Here is a 22,098-nt window from a genome sequence, read left to right as displayed (position 1 = left end):
CTCCCTTTAACCTTCCGGCACCGGGCAGGTGTCAGGCCCTATACGTCATCTTTCGATTTGGCAGAGCCCTGTGTTTTTGATAAACAGTCGCCTGGGCCTATTCACTGCGGCCCCCCAAAGGGGGCGACCCTTCTCCCGAAGTTACGGGTCTATTTTGCCTAGTTCCTTAACCATGAATCTCTCGAGCGCCTTAGAATACTCATCCCGACCACCTGTGTCGGTTTACGGTACGGGCCGCAATACTCGCTTTTCTTGGAGGCACCTACGCTGGATTATCGACGCGGCCGTGGCCTTGTCGTACTATCCCCGAAGGTTCAACGTGCTATTCCGTCAGCACGCACCAACTCCGGTGCCCCGTCACTTTTATCGTATTGCGGGTAGCGGAATATTAACCGCTTGTCCATCCACTGCCCCTTCCGGGTTCGTGTTAGGTCCCGACTGACCCCCGGCTGATTAGCATGGCCGGGGAAACCTTGGTCTTTCGGCGTGCGGGTTTCTCGCCCGCATTATCGTTACTTATGCCTACATTTTCGTTTCCATACGCTCCACGGTTCCTCGCAGGACCGCTTCTACGCAGAATGGAATGCTCCCCTACCCCTTGTATAAATACAAAGCCATGGCTTCGGTAATGTGCTTATGCCCGATCATTATCCATGCGGAACCGCTCGACCAGTGAGCTGTTACGCACTCTTTAAATGAATGGCTGCTTCCAAGCCAACATCCTGGCTGTCTATGCAGTTCCACCGCGTTTTGTCAACTTAGCACATATTTGGGGACCTTAGCCGATGGTCCGGGTTCTTTCCCTCTCGGACATGGACCTTAGCACCCATGCCCTCACTGCACATAATCATTATATAGCATTCGGAGTTTGTCAGGAATTGGTAGGCGGTGAAGCCCCCGCATCCAATCAGTAGCTCTACCTCTATATAACTATATGAACGCTGCACCTAAATGCATTTCGGGGAGTACGAGCTATTTCCGAGCTTGATTGGCCTTTCACCCCTACCCACAGGTCATCCCAAGACTTTTCAACGTCAACGGGTTCGGTCCTCCACTGTGTGTTACCACAGCTTCAACCTGCCCATGGGTAGATCGCACGGTTTCGCGTCTACTACTACTGACTGTGGCGCCCTGTTCAGACTCGCTTTCGCTGCGGCTGCGCACCTGAAGTGCTTAACCTTGCCAGTAAAAGTAACTCGTAGGCTCATTATGCAAAAGGCACGCCGTCACGGACGAATCCGCTCCGACCGCTTGTAGGCGTATGGTTTCAGGGTCTCTTTCACTCCCTTGTTCAGGGTTCTTTTCACCTTTCCCTCACGGTACTGGTTCTCTATCGGTCTCTCAGGAGTATTTAGTCTTGGCGGATGGTCCCGCCGGATTCATACAGGGTTTCACGTGCCCCGCACTACTCAGGATACCGTTATCGATAACATTGCTTACCTATACTAGACTATCACTATCTATGGTCTGTCTTTCCAAACAGTTCTAGTTCGCAATGCATCGAACAACACGGTCCTACAACCCCAATGTTGCCGGAACAACATTGGTTTGGACTAATCCGATTTCGCTCGCCACTACTCTCGGAATCACTTTTGTTTTCTCTTCCTCCGCCTACTTAGATGTTTCAGTTCAGCGGGTTCGCCCCCCTTGCGGGGTGACTGGCCTTCAACCAGCCGGGTTGCCCCATTCGGATATCCACGGATCAACACTCGTGTGCAGTTCCCCGTGGCTTTTCGCAGCTTATCACGTCCTTCCTCGCCTCTGAGAGCCTAGGCATCCCCCATACGCCCTTATTTTGCTTGTCGCACCTGTACATAAAGCACAAATGCCCTCGTAATCCTTTATTATATTCTATTCTACTTCGTGTTTCTTCTTTGACTTCCACATAACGACTCTAAATCGTTGTGCTTCCGTCCCAATATGTCAATGAACTTTTTACAATTCGCAATTATCAGTCAACAATCCACAATTCCAAAATTGGTTATTGCCAATTGAACATTACCTATTGTACCGTGGAGAATATCGGAGTCGAACCGATGACCTCCTGCGTGCAAGGCAGGCGCTCTAGCCAGCTGAGCTAATCCCCCGTTTCAGTTGTTAGTCGTCAGCCGATAGTCGTCAGTACCAACTATAACCACACTCCTATTTTTAACGTGAACGCTAACTTCCAGAATTTCCTTCAATATCTAATGAACATGAGCAGCCACTAGACTGCCCTACAGTAGTCTCAGGCAGACTCGAACTGCCGACCTCTACATTATCAGTGTAGCGCTCTAACCAGCTGAGCTATGAGACTGTTTGGCCTAATTTGCCAGTATTTGAAACATATCATAAGACAGCATAAGAGAAAAAAGGACCATCCCGATGACGGGCCCGGAATCCTTCCGGTCGTCACTTTCTCTAGAAAGGAGGTGTTCCAGCCGCACCTTCCGGTACGGCTACCTTGTTACGACTTAGCCCTAGTTACCGATTTTGCCCTAGGCCGCTCCTTGCGGTGACGGACTTCAGGCACTCCCGGCTTCCATGGCTTGACGGGCGGTGTGTACAAGGCCCGGGAACGTATTCACCGGATCATGGCTGATATCCGATTACTAGCGATTCCAGCTTCACGGGGTCGAGTTGCAGACCCCGATCCGAACTGTGACCGGTTTTATAGATCCGCGCCCAATTGCTTGGTGGCTTCCCTCTGTACCGGCCATTGTAGCACGTGTGTGGCCCAGGACGTAAGGGCCGTGATGATTTGACGTCGTCCCCACCTTCCTCACGGTTTGCACCGGCAGTCCCGTTAGAGTCCCCATCTTTACATGCTGGCAACTAACGGTAGGGGTTGCGCTCGTTATAGGACTTAACCTGACACCTCACGGCACGAGCTGACGACAACCATGCAGCACCTTGTAATATGTCCGAAGAAAAAGGTATCTCTACCCCTGTCATACTACATTTAAGCCCTGGTAAGGTTCCTCGCGTATCATCGAATTAAACCACATGCTCCACCGCTTGTGCGGGCCCCCGTCAATTCCTTTGAGTTTCATTCTTGCGAACGTACTCCCCAGGTGGGATACTTATCACTTTCGCTTGGCCGCCGAGTCCGAAAACCCGACAGCTAGTATCCATCGTTTACGGCGTGGACTACCGGGGTATCTAATCCCGTTCGCTACCCACGCTTTCGTCCATCAGTGTCAGTACGTTGTTAGTTACCTGCCTTCGCGATCGGTGTTCTATGTGATATCTATGCATTTCACCGCTACACCACATGTTCCGGCAACTCCACAACGACTCAAGACCACCAGTATCAAAGGCAATTCTACGGTTGAGCCGCAGACTTTCACCCCTGACTTAATGGCCCACCTACGGACCCTTTAAACCCAATGATTCCGGATAACGCTCGGACCCTCCGTATTACCGCGGCTGCTGGCACGGAGTTAGCCGGTCCTTATTCTTACGGTACCGTCAAACGCCTACACGTAGGCGCGTTTCTTCCCGTATAAAAGCAGTTTACAACCCATAGGGCAGTCATCCTGCACGCGGCATGGCTGGATCAGTCTCCCGACCATTGTCCAATATTCCTCACTGCTGCCTCCCGTAGGAGTCTGGTCCGTGTCTCAGTACCAGTGTGGGGATCCCCCTCTCAGGGCCCCTAACCATCGTAGCTTTGGTGGGCCGTTACCCCACCAACTAGCTAATGGTACGCATGGCCATCCCTGTCCGATAAATCTTTAATCGCATCGACATGTGTCAAAACGATACCATGGGGCATTAATCCAAATTTCTCTGGGCTATTCCCCTGACAGGGGCAGGTTCCATACGCGTTCCGCACCCGTGCGCCGGTCGTCATCTTGTGCAAGCACAAATGTTACCCCTCGACTTGCATGTGTTAGGCCTGCCGCTAGCGTTCATCCTGAGCCAGGATCAAACTCTTCATTGTCTATCGTTAAATATCTATTCAACTCCCGGACAATACCAAGCCCCTGCATCAAAATGGTTCTTCTCTGTTCTCTTTTACGCTGTCTGTACAATATGTATATGAACTTCTTTCAATCCCGAAAAAAAAGAAAAATATAATCTACCTGATAGCTCAATTCTTCCCCTTTTCAACGCCTGCCTTATCAGCTAAGCGGGTGCAAATATAGAAAGGTTATTTTATCTCCACAAGTAGTTTTCGCTTAATTTTTAATAAAAAAACATGATAAAAATATAACATGCTGTTTTTCAGCATTAAATTATTTTAATGTTACAATAACTTTAAGAAAAGAAATTCCAAACCAATCCAAATCGTATAACAAAGTCACGATATGGATAGTTGGGTGCAGAATAAAAATTAGGCCCTGAGAATGAGGAATTGAAATGTTCCGCTTTTAAATATATCCTTGTTTGTCTGACTTTGGCATTGATGAAAAAATCCAACATAGGGAATCCACCAAACTCCTCTCTATTTTGTATATAAAACTCTCCCAGCAAAGGATTATATGCATTCATGTTATAGGATGTAAAATATTTGAATGTAACTCCTGTCTGCAAAAACATTGCTTTTTTAAAAGCGTCCGTAGAAAAGTAAAGCGTATTTCTTGTTACAAGTTGTGGAACATTAAGAACCTTCACATCTTGGGTCACATCCTGAAATAAAACAGTGTTGGCAAGTGCCCAGCCTCTCCACTTAAATTCCTTGAAATATTTTACCCGCAAATGATTTATTGTAGAACTTTCTTGAAATGGCCTTACAAAAGCTGTTTCTTGATTATTATCAAACTGTTCTTGAGTAGCTATAGATTCAAAATAAGCAAGATTATCTATCGCACTATATTCGGCTTGTATTTTCCCAAATAGATTTGAATCAAACCCAAAGCTAATACTCTGTATTTGTTGTTTTTCAAAATTATCCACATTCTGCCAATTAAAGTTTTCATAATCGCTTTGGTAAAGCAAATAATTAAAATTGGGCATTCGTGAAGACACATTAATGGAGCCAAAAAGCAAATTATGCTTATTTAATTCATAATCCACAGAGGCATTGAAAGAATTACCTCCAAGCACTCCTGAAATATTATAATTTATATCACCTCTTAATTTTAGAGGCCCAAAACTTTTAAAATATTCACCTCCTACCGCTATTTCTTCCCCTTGAAGTTGATTTGGTATAGTACCAGAGTCCGTAACCAATATACTATTAAAGAAATAGTTATAATTATAGAGACTGAGACTTCCCGTTAAATTTCCTAAGATATTATTGGAAAACTCCGCTGACACTTTATTGAACATTGTTTTCAACCTTGCCTTATCATCAATAGGAACCGAAAAAGCATTTTCACCAAAAGCATCTGTTTGTTCGGTTTGCGTGAACTGATACAATTTAGACTCATAATTGAATTCATGCCCAATCAAAAGACTTGTTGGGTTATTATCGAGCGAATCTTTTTTGATGTTGAACAATCTTAGCTGATGATCCAAATAATATCGTCGTCCTAAAACTCTATTATTCGCATTTGTATATAAGACATCGATTCTAAATCTATCTTGAAAGTCGGAAGTGCCCCCTTCGAATTGTGAACGGTCTTCCAAGCCCCCATTTTCTTCCGCCTCTATATCTTGCGCCGTAATATGCCCTCGCAGGCTATAGGCATTATCTTTTGTAGTATAGTTAACAGTAGTTCTAAAATTCCCTGATTGGGCTTGACTAAAAAGATATTTACCCGTAGACCTAAATCCTTTGTATGCAATTGAAGCATTAAATCTTTTGTTAATGTTAAATGTCAACAATGCATCCAATAATTGACCTTGCTCCAAGGTTGTCTTGAACATAAGTTCGGTCATTGGCGTTGGAACGTTGTAGTACGCAATGTCCTCAACTTCCATGTAATTAAAATGTTTTGCAAGAGCACCTAATTGAGGATAAAATGAGTTTTTGGAAAAAGTTCTTCCCAGAGTGTTATACGGCTGCCCTATATTGGCAAAAGGCATTACCTCAAAATCATCTTTTCGAAGATAATTGTATTTATATTCCTTTTTGATGGACAAAGTCGTATCTAAAGAGGTGGTATCTCTTGCGTATGAGATTATTTTGTAATCCTGGATTGTGATTAATCCTTCAGGATTAGTTTGTATTGAGTCTTGCTTTTGTGACCCTCCAAGACTTTTTGCTTTGGAGTTTTGATCTGCGGCAGAACTACCTATGGAATCTTGTTGCGCTTTTACCACGGAAACAGTTGCCAAAAGAAAGAAAAGCGTAATGTGTAGTCTCATTCCATTTTATTAACCAACAAAGGTATAAGTTTTGTTGTTATTAGAATGTGAAAGTTAATCGTTAGATTACAACAAAATCATATTCCTATATAATGATTAAGTTCCATTAACAATACCAAGGATTAATATATTATGCAGCAACAGCTAAGTATTTTGATTGGATTTGAGACAAGGCTTTAATCAACTTTCGATATACATTTTATAAATAAAAAAGCCGCTGTAGGTTATACAACGGCTTTGTAATATATAAGACCTTGTATTTAGTTTACCACAGGTGCAGGATTCTGATCATTTACATTAATATTTTCGTTTGAATTCAATTCCGCTTCGGGTATTTGCATTCTAAACGAATTTGACTCAGCTTCCAAATCGAATTTACCAAAATCCATATGATTAGAACCTTCTCCCGTTCTGTTCAATGGCAATTTAAGACGTTTTAAATCAAACCATGAAACACCTTCTCCCCACAACTCTATTCTACGTTGAAAGTAAATCTCATCAACTAGATCAGAACCTGTACTTGTAGATTGAGTGTATCCAGTATCTCTTGTTGACACCAACTCGAAAAGAACCGCAGCAGCAGTTGGGTCTCCCAATCTAGCCTTAGCTTCAGCCTCAATCAATAACATTTCTGAAGCTCTCATGTAAACATAATCTCCTTCAAATGTACCCGTCTGATCAACAAACTTAGTATTTGTATAATCTGGGAAATCTGTAGTGTTATTGTCAGGATCAACAAAAGCTGTTTTTCTAATATCAGTATCTGGTAATGCATTCCATAATCTTGCATCAATTAGCTTATGCCCTCCGGTAACACCGGCATATCCTCCAGAAAAACTGTCAAAATGCGAGAAAAACGATGGGAAGGTGGTACTAGACTCACTGTCAATATCAGCACCCCACATCCATTCTATGTTAGATATCACGTCGAAACCACCAGTAGCCCATTCTTCACCTGTCATTAAGGAATATGAAGTCCTTGCCAGTCTGGCATTTTCTTCTGCTCCCGCCCAATTTCCAGTTTCCAAGTAAACATTGGCCAGAATACCTTGAGCTACACTTTGGTCTATCTGCTGCTTATTATCCCTTGTAAAACCATTCAAAAGAGTCACAGCAGTTTGCAAATCAGGAATAATTTGGTCATAAACATCTTGCACCGTACCTCTATTCTTGCTGTCAAAGTCTATCCTGTCTGGAATTGGGACACCAGGATCACTTTCATGACCTATATAAGTAAATGCATAAACTCTAACTAAGTTAAACAAACAGAAACTTTTTATGGCCAAAGCCTGTCCCAATAACGCATCTTCTTCGGGAGTTCTGTCGGCCTTGTCTTGCAAACCATTTATAACACTGTTTGCATCTGCAATTACAGAGTAATACGTAACCCATGTAATCCTCGTACGGCTACTTGTTTGTTGAATCCCATTATAATTGTAAAAGAAAATATACCAATTAAAATTATTAAGGACAATATCCTGAGCCATCATATCATATCCCGCTGTAATTCCTTTATGTCCATAATCGGTATCAACACGCCCTGGATTACCTATACCAAAAGTTCTTAGGTTTGCATAAATACCATTGATGATAGCTTCGTTTGCCGCAGGAGCACCAGCTACCTGTTCTCCAGATATGGACCTTTCAGGTTCCGTATCTAAAAACTCGTTTTCACAACTAACGAAAGATAACGTCAGCATGAAAGTTAAAATTAAAAATTTAATCTTTTTCATAACTATTAAAAATTAAGTGTTACACCCATAGATGTGGTTCTAGCTAGGGGAAATTCATTTATAGATGCTCCAGCATTAGTTGTTCCAACAGAAGTCAACCTTGGATCAAACCCTCTTCGTTTGCTCCATACATACAAATTATTTCCTGTAGCATAAATTCTAAGACCTGCAATTCCCAAACGCTCAACCAGTTTTGAGCTGAAGCTATAAGAAATTGTTGCGTTCTGTAAGCTCAAAAATGAGGCATCAATAAGGAAAAAATCAGAAATCCCAGCTTGATTTACGTCATTTACGTCTAGACGAGGAATGGTAGCCGTTGTGTTCTCAGGCGTCCAGGAATCGAGTACATCTAGGTGGAAGTTATCTCCCGCAGAAGTTGTTCCAAGAAGTGTCTGGTAGACATTGTCCCAAGCGTATCCACCTATTTGATAAGCAAAACCTACATCCAGAGAGAATCCTTTGTAAGAGAAAGCTGTTGAGAATCCTCCGAATACATCTGGATTAGCACTCTTGTCCACAAAATACTCTGTTGCATTCACCCTATCGTTGGTAGTTTCTCTTTCTCCTGTAGGGTTACCATCTGCATCTAAAACATCTGTAAACCATAAACCATCTCCATTCTCTGGATCAACACCAGCAAACTCTCTTGTAAAGAAATCAAATCTAGACCTTCCTTCTTCCAATCTAAAGATACCATTATTAGGGTCATCAATAAAGTCAACAGGCAAGCTTGTAATTTCATTTTTGAAGTGTGTTCCATTAATGTTGAGAGACCAGTTAAAGTTGCTATTTCTAATGATGTCAATACCTAATTCCACTTCCACACCTTTGTTTTCCATATCCCCTACATTCTCAGGTCTAGTTCCAACCCCTTCTGATAAAGCGATAGGTCTAAAGAAAAGAAGATCCTCAACGTTTCTTTCAAAATACTCAGCATTCAATAAGATTCTATTCTGGAAAAGACCAAGCTCAAATCCTGCATTAATGTTGGTTGAGGTTTCCCATTTCAAATCTTCATTTCCTAATTGAAAAAATGTAATCCCAGGAACATTGTTACCCGCATTAACTATATCGAATTGATCCTCATATGCATAATAGTTTCTGTTATCTAAATCCGCAACATTTGTACGTATATCCTCGTACAAAATAGCATCGTTACCTTGCTGGCCGAAACTAGCCTTTAATCTTAAAACGCTCAACCAATTTGCATTAGACAAAAAGCTCTCTTTGTGTGCTGACCAAGCCACACCTAGACCGTAGAAATTACCCCATCTGTTATCAGGTGAAAAAACCGAAGTTCCATCTCTCCTGAAACTGGCATTGAAGAAATACTTGTCATCATAATCATATGTCAACCTAGAAAAATACCCCTCAACCCTGTAATCCTTCTCATAACCGTTAAGAAATTGGATATTAACACCGTTTTCCAATACAGCAAGTCTATCAATAACTGTCTCAGTAACTTGACCCTGCAACAATCTGAAATTAAAATCATTGCTTTCATGTCCTAACAAAACACTCAAACTATGGTTGCCCAATTCTTTTCTCCAATTAAGTAATTGTTGATGGGCAGTGGTAACTCCGCGATTAGACCTTGTGGTAATTCTTCCATTTACAGCTTGGGCGTCTCCCCCGATTGGTGTAGCAAATTGAGTTATGTTAGCTTGGGTTATATCTGCAGAGAAATTGTAGGTGAATTCAAAATCCTTTAAGAATTTAGCAGATGCATTGAATCTCCCTGAAAAATTGTCCGCTACATTCCCATCAATATCCAATAAACTGGTAGCTACCGGATTTGCATTTGACTTAAATGCCGGTCTAAGACCAACTGTTCCGTTAGAACCTGTACCAAAATCAAATACCACATTACCATCAGTATCTCTAATTATATTTCCTTGTCCGTCCCTTCCAAAAACTGGGTACACAGGTGCGGTTGTCCTTGCCCAGTTAGCAATATTACTTACATTACCTGAACCTGCACCAAGAAGTGCATTGTCTTGATTGGTCTGGGCATAGTTCATACTACCCCCAATCGTCAACCATTCGGTTGGACGGAAACTGGAATTTAATCTGGCAGTAGTTCTTTCAAAACCTGAATTCAGCACAATTCCATCATCATTAAGATGCCCTATAGATAAAAATGTATTAAGCAAATCGTTACTGTAACGAAGACTTACATAATTCTCTATTCTTGTCCCGGTTTTATATGACTCATCTATCCAACTGTCTTGATATAAGAGATTTGCATTCGGATTGATTTGTCCAGTAGCTGGATCGATTAATTGGTCGTCCGGAACATCATAATTGTTGTACCCAAGAGAGAAATCCCCTCCTGAAACAATCTGACTTGCCGCAATCTGAGCGGCTTCAGCTGGGTCAGTCCCTGCATCAATAAGACCTATTCTCCATCGGTCATAGGCTGCTTCATAGTATTGAGCAGGATCAGTGATTACATCATACTCAGGTGTAGCTCTGGTATTGAAACCAACCCTTGTATCGAATGTAACTTCCAACTTATCCGTACCACCTTTTTTCGTAGTAATAAGAATTACCCCGTTAGCACCCCTACTTCCATACAAGGCATTGGCCGAAGCATCTTTAAGCACAGTCAACGACTCAACATCTTGTGGGTTAATAGAGTTTATATTTCCATTAAAAACAACTCCATCAACAACATACAAAGGTTCGTTTGATGAATTGATTGACCCAATACCTCTAAATCTAACCTGTGGTGGATCGCCCGGTGCACCAGTATTGTTTATGATTTGGACCCCAGATAGCCTACCTGCCAGTCCCTGAGTAACATCACCAGTTTGTACTGTTTGGATGTCCTCTGCCTTGATAGTAGTTACCGAACCCGTAATCTCCTCTTTCTTTTGCGTACCGTAGGCAACAACAACAACTTCTTCCAATGCTTGGGTATCTTCCTCCATCTGAATATTGATACTAGTAGAAGAACCAACTGTTCTGTTCACGGTCCTTTGCCCCAAGTAAGTAAAACGTAGTACTTGGCCCTCACTTGCAGAAATAGTGTAGTTACCGTCAAAATCGGTTTGTGTACCAGATGTTGTACCCACCACGACCACTGAAACGCCTGGGAGAGGCAAGCCGTTTTCATCGGATACGTTACCGGTAATTGTTTTCTCTTGTCCAAAAGAGAAACTCATGCATAACACCAATAATGGCGCAAGCATCAAAGTTAACTTTGATCTCATTTAATTGAATTTTTGAATTAGTCAGCGGTAAAAATCTTAATAAAAACTTAATATTCCAAAAAATACATTGGATTGAAGGCGTTAAATGTTAAAATTGCACCAATAATTATGATATTTTTTTTTCGTAGGTATTTTCTTTGAAAAAAAGTTATCATTTTAACCATTTTACCTAATTACATGTTATTTTTTATGAATAAAATGAAGCGCTGCTAGAAATCATGCTCAAAAGTTTACTAAAATTTGAAAATGAAGCTGGTACTGATGAGGCTGGCAGAGGTTGTTTGGCCGGACCGGTTACGGCAGGCGCAATAATATTACCAAAAGGTTTTGCCAATGATATTCTTAATGATTCAAAACAAGTATCCTTGACAAAAAGAGATTACTTGAAATCTGTTTTGGAAAAAGAAGCGGTTACTTTTTCGGTATGCCATGTTTTTCAAGACGAAATAGATCAAATAAATATATTGAACGCTTCTATACTTGCCATGCACAAGGCTTTAGATGGTCTTTCACAAACGCCAAGCTTTATTTTGGTCGATGGCAACCGTTTTAAACCCTATCCTTCCGTTGGACATGAATGTGTTATTAAAGGAGATAGCAAATTTATGAGCATTGCAGCAGCATCTATATTGGCAAAAACATACAGGGATGAATACATGTGCACTATTCATGAGGAATATCCGATGTACAATTGGAAAAAAAACAAAGGATATCCTACCAAGGAACACAGGGAGGCTATACGAAAGTACGGATTGACCAAATATCATAGAAAAAGTTTCAGACAACTTCTCGAACAGTTTACATTGGATATTTAAAAATCCTAAATTTGTTTGAAACTTTGAAAATGAAACCCCAATTACTCTTTCTTATAGTAACGCTATTTTTCATTTCCTGTAAAACCGAAGTAAAAACCTCAGATTCTTTATTGAGCTATCTCCCTTCCGATTCACAACTAATTTTAAAAATCAATAACCTTTCCAACTTTAAAAGCGAACTTAAAAACAGTACCTTTTTAAAACAAACAAATGGTTTTCCCATACATGAAAAAATTAAGGGCAAACTGAATCAATTGGACTATGTTACAACAGATGAGACTTGTGTACTTGCTTTTTATGAAATAGGAAAAGAAAACTATGAGTTTGTATTGGTTGCCAAAAAAAATAACGATTTCTTCAATTTGGAAGGAATAACCAATAAGGCTATCGAAACCTTCAACTACGAAGGAAGAACCATTACCGAATATAGTTTTGAAGATTCCAAGGTGTTTGGGACTGAAGAAAATGGCCTTACCATACTCAGTTCATCAAAAATGCTTGTTGAAAATATGGTCCGTGCGGGATTTGACTACGCCATTGACGATACATTGACAAAATTGTACGAGACCTCTAGCCCAGAAAAATCGGCAAGCGCATTTCTCAACTTAAACAAAACCTCTTCTTTTATTACAACTTTTAAAAAGGAAGAGAACAAGAAAAATCCTCCTTTCTCAGATTGGATGTCGTTGGATTTTTCCGCAAATTCCGACAACATCCATCTTAATGGCATTGGAATTTCTTCTGATTCAACAAAAAGCTTCATCAATCTATTTAAGGGTACAAAACCCTTGGCCAATAAGACGCCTTTAATAGCTCCGCCTAATGCAAAAGCAATCCTTTCCTATACTTTTGATGATTACCAAATTTTTGCAAAGAATCAAAACACCTATTTGGATAGAACAAAACGTGTAGATTCTCTTTTCAACACCATAGAGGAGGTTGGAATTATCTATTTGAGCGGTAAAAAAATTGTGTTGTTGAATTCTTTTGGGGCAGAAAGTCTTTCCGAGTTCCTGAGCACAAATAAAACGTCTTCTTCTACATATCAAGGAAGCGAAATTATGGCATTACAAAATACCGGATTTCTTGAAGAGGGGTTTAATCCATTATTGTCTGGGTTTACATCCAATTTCTGTACAATCTTGGAAAATACGTTTCTCTTCGCCGAAGAAAAGGGAGCAATACAAGCTGTTATCAGTAGCTATAAGAGTTCTTCTTCCTTTAATGATGCACCGTTCTACAAGACAGCTGTTTCAACATTGGCGAGCGAATCCACAATACTGTTCGTATCCAATGATTCGGGAATTAACGACATTGCCAAAAATGATTTGAATCCCGACCTAGCCAAGGCCATCGATAAAGCTTCGTTCAAGAACTATTCTTTTGCAACTCAAGTGGTTTCGGACAACAATTTTGCACATATCAATCTTCTGGCTTCCAAGGCGGGAAAAACCAAAGCTGCTAAAACGGTAAGTCCCCTATTTACGCTAGAACTGGAAACCGATTTGGCAAATACCCCTCAATTTGTGAAAAACCACAGAACCAACAAGCAGGAAATCGTAGTACAGGACCAAAATAATTTTCTGTATCTCATCTCCTCAGATGGCAAAGTATTGTGGAAAAAACAACTGGACGGTAGGATTCAAGGTGACATAAAACAAGTGGATATCTACAAGAACGGTCGTTTGCAATTGGCCTTCTGTACGAGCAATCAATTCTTTATCCTGGACCGTAACGGTGAAGTTGTTCCTCCCTTCAACAAAACTTTTGAAGGAGGTAACTTGAACGAACTTGCCGTCTTTGACTATGAAGGAAAAAAAGATTACAGATTTGTGGTTACGCAGGGCGAGAAGGTATTCATGTACAATAACAAGGCCGATATTGTTGATGGGTTTACGTATAAAAAAGCGCAAAGTCCCATCATCAAAGCTCCTAAACATTTCAGGATTTCCAATCGAGATTATCTTGTTTTTCAATTGGAAGATAAGACCATTAAAATTCTGCACAGAGCTGGAGGAGAGCGTATAAAAGTGTCCCAAAAAATAGATTTTTCCGATAACGAAACCTTTTTATACAAAAACAAGTTTTCCATAACTAATAAAAAGGGCGTGCTCCATCAAATAGATACCAAAGGAAAGTTGACCAGTACCAATTTCAATCTAAATAAAGACCATGGAATGTATGCAACTAGTAAAACCCTAGTTTTTATGAATGATAATGTTTTGAGCATTAGGGGCAAAAAAGTAGAACTGGAACTTGGCGTATACACCAAACCAAAAATCTTTTACATCTATGATAAGATTTATGTTGGTGTTACCGATATCCAGAACCAGAAAATATACTTGTTCGATAGCCAAGCGGTACCTATTCCCAATTTCCCTGTATACGGAAGCTCCTTGATTGACTTGACCGATATGGACAATAACAAAAAATTGGAGCTTGTTGCCAAAGACCAAGAGAATTCGATTATTGTCTACGGAATGAATTAACAGCTTATTGAACTCGCCTTGAGTTAATCTTTTACCTGCTATTTTTACATTTTACGGTCTAATTTTATCTTTTTCTCCCACCGTAACTAAGGCTATGCTGTTCAAAAAAGCTTTCATTAGACCTTTAAAGCCAAAAATCTCGGTTCCAAACATTAACTCAAGACAAGTTCATTTACTGCAACTTGTACATTTATTAAAACAAGATATACATCTTAAGATGCTTTAATTACCCAATTTTGTAGTTTTCTAGGAATTACAATACCTTGATAACAAACTATCTAAACACTTTTAAAAATGAAAACCTCCTTTTTAAGCAAAATCGTTATGGCTTTTGCCATGACGTTATGCCTTAATGCAAATGCTCAATTTTTTAAAAAACTAGCAAAAAAAGCCGAAAGAGCTGCCGAACGAACTGTTGAAAGACGGGTAGAACAAGAAAGCGCAAAAAAAACCGACCAAGCATTGGACAGTGTTTTGGGCGATGGATCAGGAAATCAAAAAGCCCCTAGAACACCACAGGATAACCAAGAGAACCCTACTTCGACCTCTGGCAATAATCAAAACTCAACGAATACGTCAATAGAACCTTCCAGTGGAGGGCCAAAAACAATAGAGGTATATAGCAAGTTTGATTTTGTTCCTGGGGACAAGCAACTTTTTTTTGATGATTTTGCCAATGACTTTATTGGCGATTTCCCTTCAAAATGGAATACCGATGGCAGTGGAGAGGTTGTAAAAATAAGCACTGAGGATGGAAAATGGTTCGAAATGAAACCCAGCTCCTATTATATTCCCGATGTTCCAACATTACCGCAAGATTATACTATAGAATTTGATCTTTTGACCAATGGTCTAGACAAACAAACTTCGTCCCAGGCCATATTACACTTTATTTTGGACGAGAGCGACAAATTCGGTTACGGCAAGAACGCTATTTATGCCTACCTTCCTTTTTGCCAATACATTCCCATAGGCATACGAATTTGGAACAATATCGATGGCAAAAACACCGTCAACAATACAGTTACTGCCGATATTAGAAAAGATGTCTTACAGAAAGTCCATATTTCTGTAGCGGTAAATGGAAAACGCTTCAGGCTTTGGGTGAATGAAAATAAATATATCGATGTTCCAAGATTGGTATCCGAAGGAAAGATAACAACCCTAAAGTTTGAGCCCAGAGGATTCAAAGATGGTAAAGAACGTTTGTTCATTTCAAATTTAAAGGTTGCCGAAGGTGGTGTGGACCTAAGAAGAAAACTGATATCCGAAGGAAAAATCTCTACCAACGGAATATTGTTCGAATCTGGTTCGGCAAATATACAACCACAGTCTATGGGCATTATCCGACAAGTATCCCAAGTACTGCAACAAGAGGAAAGCATGACCTTAAAAATAGTTGGCCATACCGATTCTGATGGATCGGATGAAAACAATCTTGCCCTATCAAAGAAAAGAGCAGAAGCTGTTAAAAATGCACTTGTATCGGTTTATGGGGTTTCTTCGGACAGGCTACTTTTTGAAGGCAAGGGAGAATCTGAACCCGTTGGTGACAACAATACTGTTGATGGAAAGACTCAAAATAGGCGCGTAGAGTTCATAAGACAATAACCAAAACCACCAAACATGAAAATCAATATTATTTTAAGCGTTTTAGCGTTTTGTAGCTGTTATTTCCTAACGGCACAGAACAATTGCAGTACATTTTACCCCATGAAAGAAGGGACATCCTACCAATACACGATGTACAATAAGAAAAACAAGGTCGAGGGAACAACGGATTATACCGTTTCCAAAGTAAGTACCTCTGGCGATGAGACCTATGCTACGATGCAACTTAGATTCGAGGACAATAAAGGTAAAAATGTATTCGAATCTGACTATAACATTACTTGTACGGGTGATGGTGTACGAATCGATTATGAAAGTCTTTTCCCTTCACAATTACAACAACAATACAAGGATATGGGAATGGAGATGGATATCACGGGAACAGATGTTCAAATACCGAACAATCTTGCAGTAGGCCAGACCCTTGAGGATTCGAACGTAAATGTTAGTATGGACATGGGCGGTATGAAAATGAAAATCAATGTTGAAATGACGAATAGAAAGGTCGAGGCAAAAGAATCCGTTACCACCTCTGCTGGCAGTTTTGATTGTTTTCTGATTACCGAGAAAGGAAAATCAAAAGTAATGATGGCAAATCAAGAAATGAACAATAAAATATGGTTGGCCGAAGGCGTAGGAATGGTAAAACAGGAAACCTATGGAAAAAATGGAAAATTTATGAGCAGAATGGAATTGACCAAATATTCCAAGTAGCCTAAAAGTATTGCTATATAAAAACCTCGGTTTACACTGGGGTTTTTTCTTTTAGGAGATTGGCTTCAAAAAGAACTTCAAAGTGACGCAATAATTTTTGTTTCACTTCTTCCATATCAACTTCTGGCATTCCTAGCTCAACATTTAATGATGTAACGGCCTTATCCTTTATTCCGCAGGGTATCATCATATCAAAGTAGCCTAAATTCGCATTGATGTTCAAGGCAAAACCGTGCATAGTGACCCATCTACTAGCACGTACGCCCATGGCACATATTTTTCGGGCAAATGGCGTTCCAACATCCAACCAAACGCCCGTTTCTCCTTCAGAACGTTCTGCTTTTAAACCATATTCGGCCAAGGTCAAAACAACCATTTCTTCCAATAATCGTAAATACTTGTGGATATCGGTGAAGAAATTATCTAAATCCAGAATGGGATATCCCACTATCTGCCCTGGACCGTGGTACGTAATGTCTCCTCCCCTATTGATTTTGTAAAAAGTAGCACCTTTTTCTTTTAGTTGCTCTTCATCAATAAGCAAATTGGACATATCTCCACTTTTGCCAAGCGTGTATACATGTGGGTGCTCCACAAAGAGGAAGTGGTTTGGAGTATCATCTTGTGTCCCTGTTCTTCTATTTTTGATTTTTAGGTCTACAATGCCTCGAAACAATTCTTCTTGGTAGTCCCAAGTTTCTTTGTAATCCTTAAATCCTAAATCCTGAAGAATCACTTTTTTGTTCATCGTACAAAGATACGAAGACCTTTATCCAGAAACTAGTTTTCCAACTCGACCTCTACATCCAAAACTGAAGGGTCTTTCATAAGGTCCATAAAACCAACTTCGTAAAACATGGTCTTCCCATCGGCACTAAAAGTAGCATCCTCAACATTCGTGGATTTTACTTTTCGTGGAAAATGATATTTTAAAGTATAGGTCGAACCTGATAAGAACATTTCGGCACTTTGAAGACTATCCACACTTTTTTGAAAAAGCTCCTCATCTATAATTTTGGCCTTTCGCGAAAAAGTGTTCTTCGAAAATGTATAGTTCACCTCGGTAGTAGCTTCCTGCCCGCCCATTGGAGAAGTTTTTTCTTGTCCAGGGTTAGGTCCAAGTGCGCTTGCACCTTGAAAGGCATTGAAGGCATCATTTACCTCGCTTACATCCTTGAACTCACTGAATAGATCAAACTTCATCAACTTTTCCTCGGCATTCATGACCATGTGCATACTAAAAGGTTCCAGTTTTTTCAATTTTGCTTGTTCTTCTGGGGACAATGTTGCTATGCTATCTTTTTTTTCCTTTAAAAAATCCTTGAATGAAAATATGGAATCCACTGCCTTTTCTTTGCCTTTCGCCATTTCTTCCCCAGCCATTTCCATGAGTTCCGACCCATCAAAGTTAATGGACAATTTTCCAGACCCATCTTCTTTGAGGTGGATTTCCTCCGTAAAATTACATGACGAAATAAGGGCGATAGCTATGGCCCAACTTAGCATTTGGATTTTTTTCATGTGATAATGTTTAGTTCGTGTTATTAAGTATGACAAGGGCTCCAATAATACCGGGAACCCAACCGCAAAGGGTTAAAAGTAATACAATAACAAAAGAACCACAACCTTTTCCGATGACTGACAAAGGTGGGAAAATGATGGCCAAAAGTACTCTCCAGAAACTCATTGATTTGATTTTGATTGATGATACTTATAGGTAGTTCAATTTCAGGATTTGTTACATAAAAACCATTAAATTTAAACCCTACAAATAGTATTATGCGGATTTTTGTCCTTTTTTTTATTCTTCTGACCTCGTATTCCTTGTCAGGGCAGTATACCTTTTCGGGAACCGTATCAAAAGAAAATGCTGGAAAAGCAATTTATCTTTCCTTGGTAGAGGATTACAGAAAATCTTCCCGAATATATCTGGAGCAAATCATTCAAAAGGCGAATATCGATTCAACAGGATTCTTTCAGTTTAAGGGGAACAACCTACTTGATAGCAACCGTATTTACAGAATTCATTTCGATGATTGTTTGGACGACACCAATTCCAATCACTATTTGGGTCAGTGTTCCAGCACCGAGAGCGTACTTTTTGTCGCTAATAATACCGATACCGTAGAATTCCCAACTTCTTTTGAGGACCAATCGCTTTGTACCATTACATCGACCAATTCAAAATCATCGATGCTTTTAGAAGTGGAAAACCTTAAGGAAGAAATGATTTTTGACTTTACAAATTATATCAGTGAAACCAATAAGAAACTTAACTTAAAAAAATGGTTTCAAGTACTTCATGATTTTGGAGCGGAAGCTAAGGAGCCTTTGGTAGAACTTTACATTTATGATTTTCTTTCGGATAAAAAGAACGAAACCTATGCTTACTATTTGCAGGATATTCTAAAAAACGACTATTACCAAGATCTATCAGAACGCCTAAAAACAATGTATACCAACACAGGTTTCACACAACAGTATGAAGCGGAAATAACTACAGATGTGCAACTGGCCAGTTTCAATAATCCCAAAGCTTTGAACTGGATGTGGATTCTTTCAATTCTGTTCGCTTTATCCTTAGGGCTTAATCTATATCTATTGGTTTCAAAAAGAAAAAAGGTTAGAACAAAGGCCAAAATACTGGTCGAAAAACTAACCCCGCAAGAGCAAAAAATAGTGCAACAGATTTTGCAGGACAAAAGCAATAAGGAGATTGCTGCGGAACTCTTTGTGAGTCTTAGTACCATAAAAACACACATCAACAATCTGTACAAAAAACTGGAAGTTTCTTCGCGCCATGAAATCGTGGCACTCTTCAAAAAGTAAAATTTCCACCTAGGGTCTAGTCCCTATTTCCAACTGCTCGATTGTCTTCTGTTTTTGATTTTATGCAATTTTCGCTTTCGAATTTTAAATCGAAAAATCATGAAATCATCTTTTTTTACATTGTTGTTTATTTCCATATCGTTCTCGTATGGCCAAGAATTCAACAAAGAAGTCACCATGGAAAACGGGAAAAAATATATGGTGGGAAAAATCAATTTGGAAGGGTTGGAGTCAGAACCTTACCAAGCATGGTACAATGTAGGTTATGATTCCTATACTGTGGACAAAGACTTGGTCAACATGTTCAAAAAACCACTTGCAAAGCATGAAGTCAAACTATTTTTGGGAACATGGTGCGGTGACAGCAAAAGAGAAGTGCCAAGAATCATCAAAATATTAAAGGCCGCTAAATTTCCTATGGAACAACTGGAAATTGTCGCATTGGATAGACGAAAAGAACACTACAAGAAAAGTCCAACTGGTGAAGAAAAAGGGCTCGACATTATAAAAGTACCCACAATGATTTTCTTTAAAAATGGTGAAGAGGTCAATAGAATTGTAGAAAGTCCTATCGAATCTTTGGAAGAGGACATGGTGCAAATCGTAAAGAAAAAGCCCTACACACCAAATTACGCTACATTAAGCAAGTCCAACTAAGGAATTAAAGCGCAAAAGTGTAATTTTGCGCTTTAATTTTTTATAGACTATGCAACTATCGGAACAGGAAATCGTTCGAAGGGAGAAATTATCCAAACTAAGGGAATTGGGAATAAATCCTTACCCCGCAGCATTATATCCAGTTGATGCTACCTCCAAAAGTATCAAAGATGCTTATGAAGAAGGAAAAAAAGTAGTGATTTCCGGTAGGTTAATGTCTAGAAGAATACAAGGAAAGGCTTCTTTTGCCGAGCTTCAGGATAGTGAGGGTCGCATACAGGTTTATTTCAACAGAGATGAAATTTGCACGGGCGAAGATAAAACGCAATACAACGAGGTCTACAAAAAACTGCTGGATATTGGAGATATCATAGGTGTAGAAGGAGAATTGTTCACTACACAGGTAGGCGAAAAAACCGTAATGGTAAAAGGCTTTAGCCTGCTCAGCAAGGCGTTACGCCCATTGCCTCTTCCTAAAGTTGATGCTGATGGAAATGTGTATGATGAATTCAATGACCCAGAATTGCGCTATCGCCAACGCTATGTTGATTTAGTGGTAAATCCGTCCGTAAAGGAAACTTTCATCAAGCGCACAAAAATCACGAACAGTATCCGCGAGTTTTATAATGAAAGAGGATATCTCGAAGTAGAGACTCCAATACTTCAACCTATTCCCGGTGGAGCTGCCGCAAGACCTTTTTTAACGCACCACAATGCATTGAACATTCCCTTGTACCTGCGTATTGCCAACGAACTTTACCTAAAACGTTTGATTGTTGGTGGGTTTGATGGGGTCTATGAGTTTTCCAAGGATTTTAGGAACGAGGGAATGGACCGCACCCATAATCCAGAATTTACTGTAATGGAACTCTACGTAGCCTATAAAGACTACAACTGGATGATGGATACTACAGAACAGCTTTTGGAAAAAATTGCTTTGGATGCAAACGGAAGCACAAAACTTACCGTTGGCGACAATGAAATAGAATTCAAGGCGCCTTATGCCAGGGTTCCTATTTTAGAAGCTATCAAAATACATACAGGGTACGATGTAGCTGGTATGGGTGAAGAAGAGCTTCGCGAAGTTGCTAAAAAACTGTCCATTGAGGTTGATGAGACAATGGGTGTGGGTAAGCTTATCGACGAAATTTTTGGGGAAAAATGCGAACATCACTACGTGCAGCCCACTTTTATCACCGATTATCCAAAAGAAATGAGTCCGCTCACCAAGGAACATCGCGATAATCCAGCATTGACCGAACGTTTTGAACTTATGGTCAACGGTAAAGAATTGGCAAATTGCTACTCGGAGCTCAATGATCCTATTGATCAAAGAGAACGTTTTGAAGAACAATTACGTCTTTCCGAAAAAGGGGATGATGAAGCCATGTTCATTGACCAAGATTTTATACGAGCTTTAGAGTATGGAATGCCACCCACTTCAGGTATTGGTATCGGGATCGATCGTTTGGTAATGCTTATGACCAATAACTCCTCCATTCAAGAGGTGTTGTTCTTTCCGCAAATGCGCCCTGAGAAAAAAGCAATCGCCCTAAGCGATGAAGAAAAGGCAATCATGGACTTGTTAAAGCAAGTTGAAGAAATGCCGCTAGCTGAATTAAAGCAAAAAGCCGGACTTAGCGGTAAAAAATGGGATAAAAGCACCAAAAACCTATCAAAACTTGGTGTCTTTGCCGTTGAAAAACGCGACGATGGGCTTTTTGCAAAAAAATTGAATTGAAAGGTAGTTTCCCAAAATTACCATTTCTTTTCTTTAATTGACATAAATCGCAATAGA

At 40.1% G+C, this 22,098-nt stretch carries 13 protein-coding genes, 2 tRNA genes and 2 rRNA genes (1 of these 17 cut by a window edge); 7 read left to right on the top strand and 10 right to left on the bottom strand.

The window, feature by feature from the left end:
• The 7 genes from LV716_RS11350 to LV716_RS11320 form a co-directional block, all read right to left on the bottom strand.
• A 23S ribosomal RNA gene (locus LV716_RS11350) occupies positions 1-1,806 on the bottom strand; it reaches 1,016 nt to the left of the window's first position.
• 207 nt (positions 1,807-2,013) lie between these two features.
• Positions 2,014-2,087 (bottom strand) — tRNA-Ala (locus LV716_RS11345).
• A 135-nt stretch (positions 2,088-2,222) separates the two neighbouring features.
• A tRNA-Ile gene (locus tag LV716_RS11340) sits at positions 2,223-2,296 on the bottom strand.
• Between the two features lie 108 nt (positions 2,297-2,404).
• Positions 2,405-3,925 (bottom strand): 16S ribosomal RNA (locus tag LV716_RS11335).
• Together the 16S and 23S rRNA genes with 2 tRNA genes alongside form the textbook arrangement of a ribosomal RNA operon.
• A 317-nt stretch (positions 3,926-4,242) precedes the next feature.
• Positions 4,243-6,237 (bottom strand): putative porin, encoded by a 1,995-nt coding sequence (locus LV716_RS11330; protein WP_163417842.1) that lies wholly within the window; start codon positions 6,235-6,237, stop codon positions 4,243-4,245.
• Between the two features lie 260 nt (positions 6,238-6,497).
• On the bottom strand, positions 6,498-7,937 hold the full coding sequence (locus LV716_RS11325) for a RagB/SusD family nutrient uptake outer membrane protein (protein ID WP_163417841.1): 1,440 nt from the start codon (positions 7,935-7,937) through the stop codon (positions 6,498-6,500).
• A 38-nt stretch (positions 7,938-7,975) separates the two neighbouring features.
• Positions 7,976-11,185 carry a SusC/RagA family TonB-linked outer membrane protein gene (locus LV716_RS11320; RefSeq protein ID WP_163417840.1) on the bottom strand — a complete coding sequence of 1,070 codons (3,210 nt, stop codon included), beginning with the start codon at positions 11,183-11,185 and terminating at the stop codon, positions 7,976-7,978.
• A gap of 218 nt (positions 11,186-11,403) precedes the next feature.
• Here LV716_RS11320 and LV716_RS11315 point away from each other — a divergent pair, with 218 nt between their 5' ends.
• The 4 genes from LV716_RS11315 (at position 11,404) to LV716_RS11300 (ending at position 16,814) form a co-directional block, all read left to right on the top strand.
• Positions 11,404-12,000: a ribonuclease HII gene (locus tag LV716_RS11315; protein WP_163417839.1), complete on the top strand. Its 597-nt coding sequence runs from the start codon at positions 11,404-11,406 to the stop codon at positions 11,998-12,000.
• Between the two features lie 29 nt (positions 12,001-12,029).
• The gene (locus LV716_RS11310) at positions 12,030-14,489 is read left to right on the top strand and encodes a ribonuclease HII (RefSeq protein WP_163417838.1); all 2,460 of its coding nucleotides are present in this window, start codon (positions 12,030-12,032) and stop codon (positions 14,487-14,489) included.
• Between the two features lie 294 nt (positions 14,490-14,783).
• On the top strand, positions 14,784-16,100 hold the full coding sequence (locus tag LV716_RS11305; protein ID WP_163417837.1) for an OmpA family protein: 1,317 nt from the start codon (positions 14,784-14,786) through the stop codon (positions 16,098-16,100).
• 15 nt (positions 16,101-16,115) lie between these two features.
• Complete coding sequence (locus LV716_RS11300) at positions 16,116-16,814, top strand: hypothetical protein (RefSeq protein WP_163417836.1); 699 nt, start codon at positions 16,116-16,118, stop codon at positions 16,812-16,814.
• A 31-nt stretch (positions 16,815-16,845) separates the two neighbouring features.
• Here the strand turns inward: LV716_RS11300 and lipB are convergent, their stop codons facing one another.
• Genes lipB through LV716_RS11285 form a run of 3 tightly spaced genes read right to left on the bottom strand, consistent with a single transcriptional unit; the run spans position 16,846 to position 18,501 of the window.
• On the bottom strand, positions 16,846-17,562 hold the full coding sequence (gene lipB, locus LV716_RS11295; RefSeq protein WP_163417835.1) for a lipoyl(octanoyl) transferase LipB: 717 nt from the start codon (positions 17,560-17,562) through the stop codon (positions 16,846-16,848).
• Between the two features lie 32 nt (positions 17,563-17,594).
• A complete protein-coding gene (locus LV716_RS11290; RefSeq protein ID WP_163417834.1) occupies positions 17,595-18,335 on the bottom strand; it encodes a hypothetical protein in 741 nt (246 codons plus the stop codon).
• Positions 18,336-18,345: 10 nt separating this feature from the next.
• Positions 18,346-18,501, bottom strand: a complete 156-nt coding sequence (locus tag LV716_RS11285; protein WP_082433465.1) for a YqaE/Pmp3 family membrane protein — start codon at positions 18,499-18,501, stop codon at positions 18,346-18,348.
• Between the two features lie 92 nt (positions 18,502-18,593).
• Here LV716_RS11285 and LV716_RS11280 point away from each other — a divergent pair, with 92 nt between their 5' ends.
• The 3 genes from LV716_RS11280 to lysS all read left to right on the top strand — a co-directional run bounded on the left by LV716_RS11280 (position 18,594) and on the right by lysS (position 22,041).
• Positions 18,594-19,643 carry a response regulator transcription factor gene (locus LV716_RS11280; RefSeq protein ID WP_163417833.1) on the top strand — a complete coding sequence of 350 codons (1,050 nt, stop codon included), beginning with the start codon at positions 18,594-18,596 and terminating at the stop codon, positions 19,641-19,643.
• Positions 19,644-19,742: 99 nt separating this feature from the next.
• Complete coding sequence (locus LV716_RS11275) at positions 19,743-20,300, top strand: thioredoxin family protein (protein ID WP_163417832.1); 558 nt, start codon at positions 19,743-19,745, stop codon at positions 20,298-20,300.
• A gap of 49 nt (positions 20,301-20,349) precedes the next feature.
• A complete protein-coding gene (gene lysS / locus LV716_RS11270; RefSeq protein WP_163417831.1) occupies positions 20,350-22,041 on the top strand; it encodes a lysine--tRNA ligase in 1,692 nt (563 codons plus the stop codon).
• Positions 22,042-22,098 lie beyond the last annotated feature (57 nt).

The sequence above is a fragment of the Flagellimonas sp. HMM57 genome (assembly GCF_021390175.1).
Classification (GTDB): Bacteria; Bacteroidota; Bacteroidia; order Flavobacteriales; family Flavobacteriaceae; genus Flagellimonas.
This window is presented reverse-complemented; position numbering and strand designations above follow the sequence as displayed.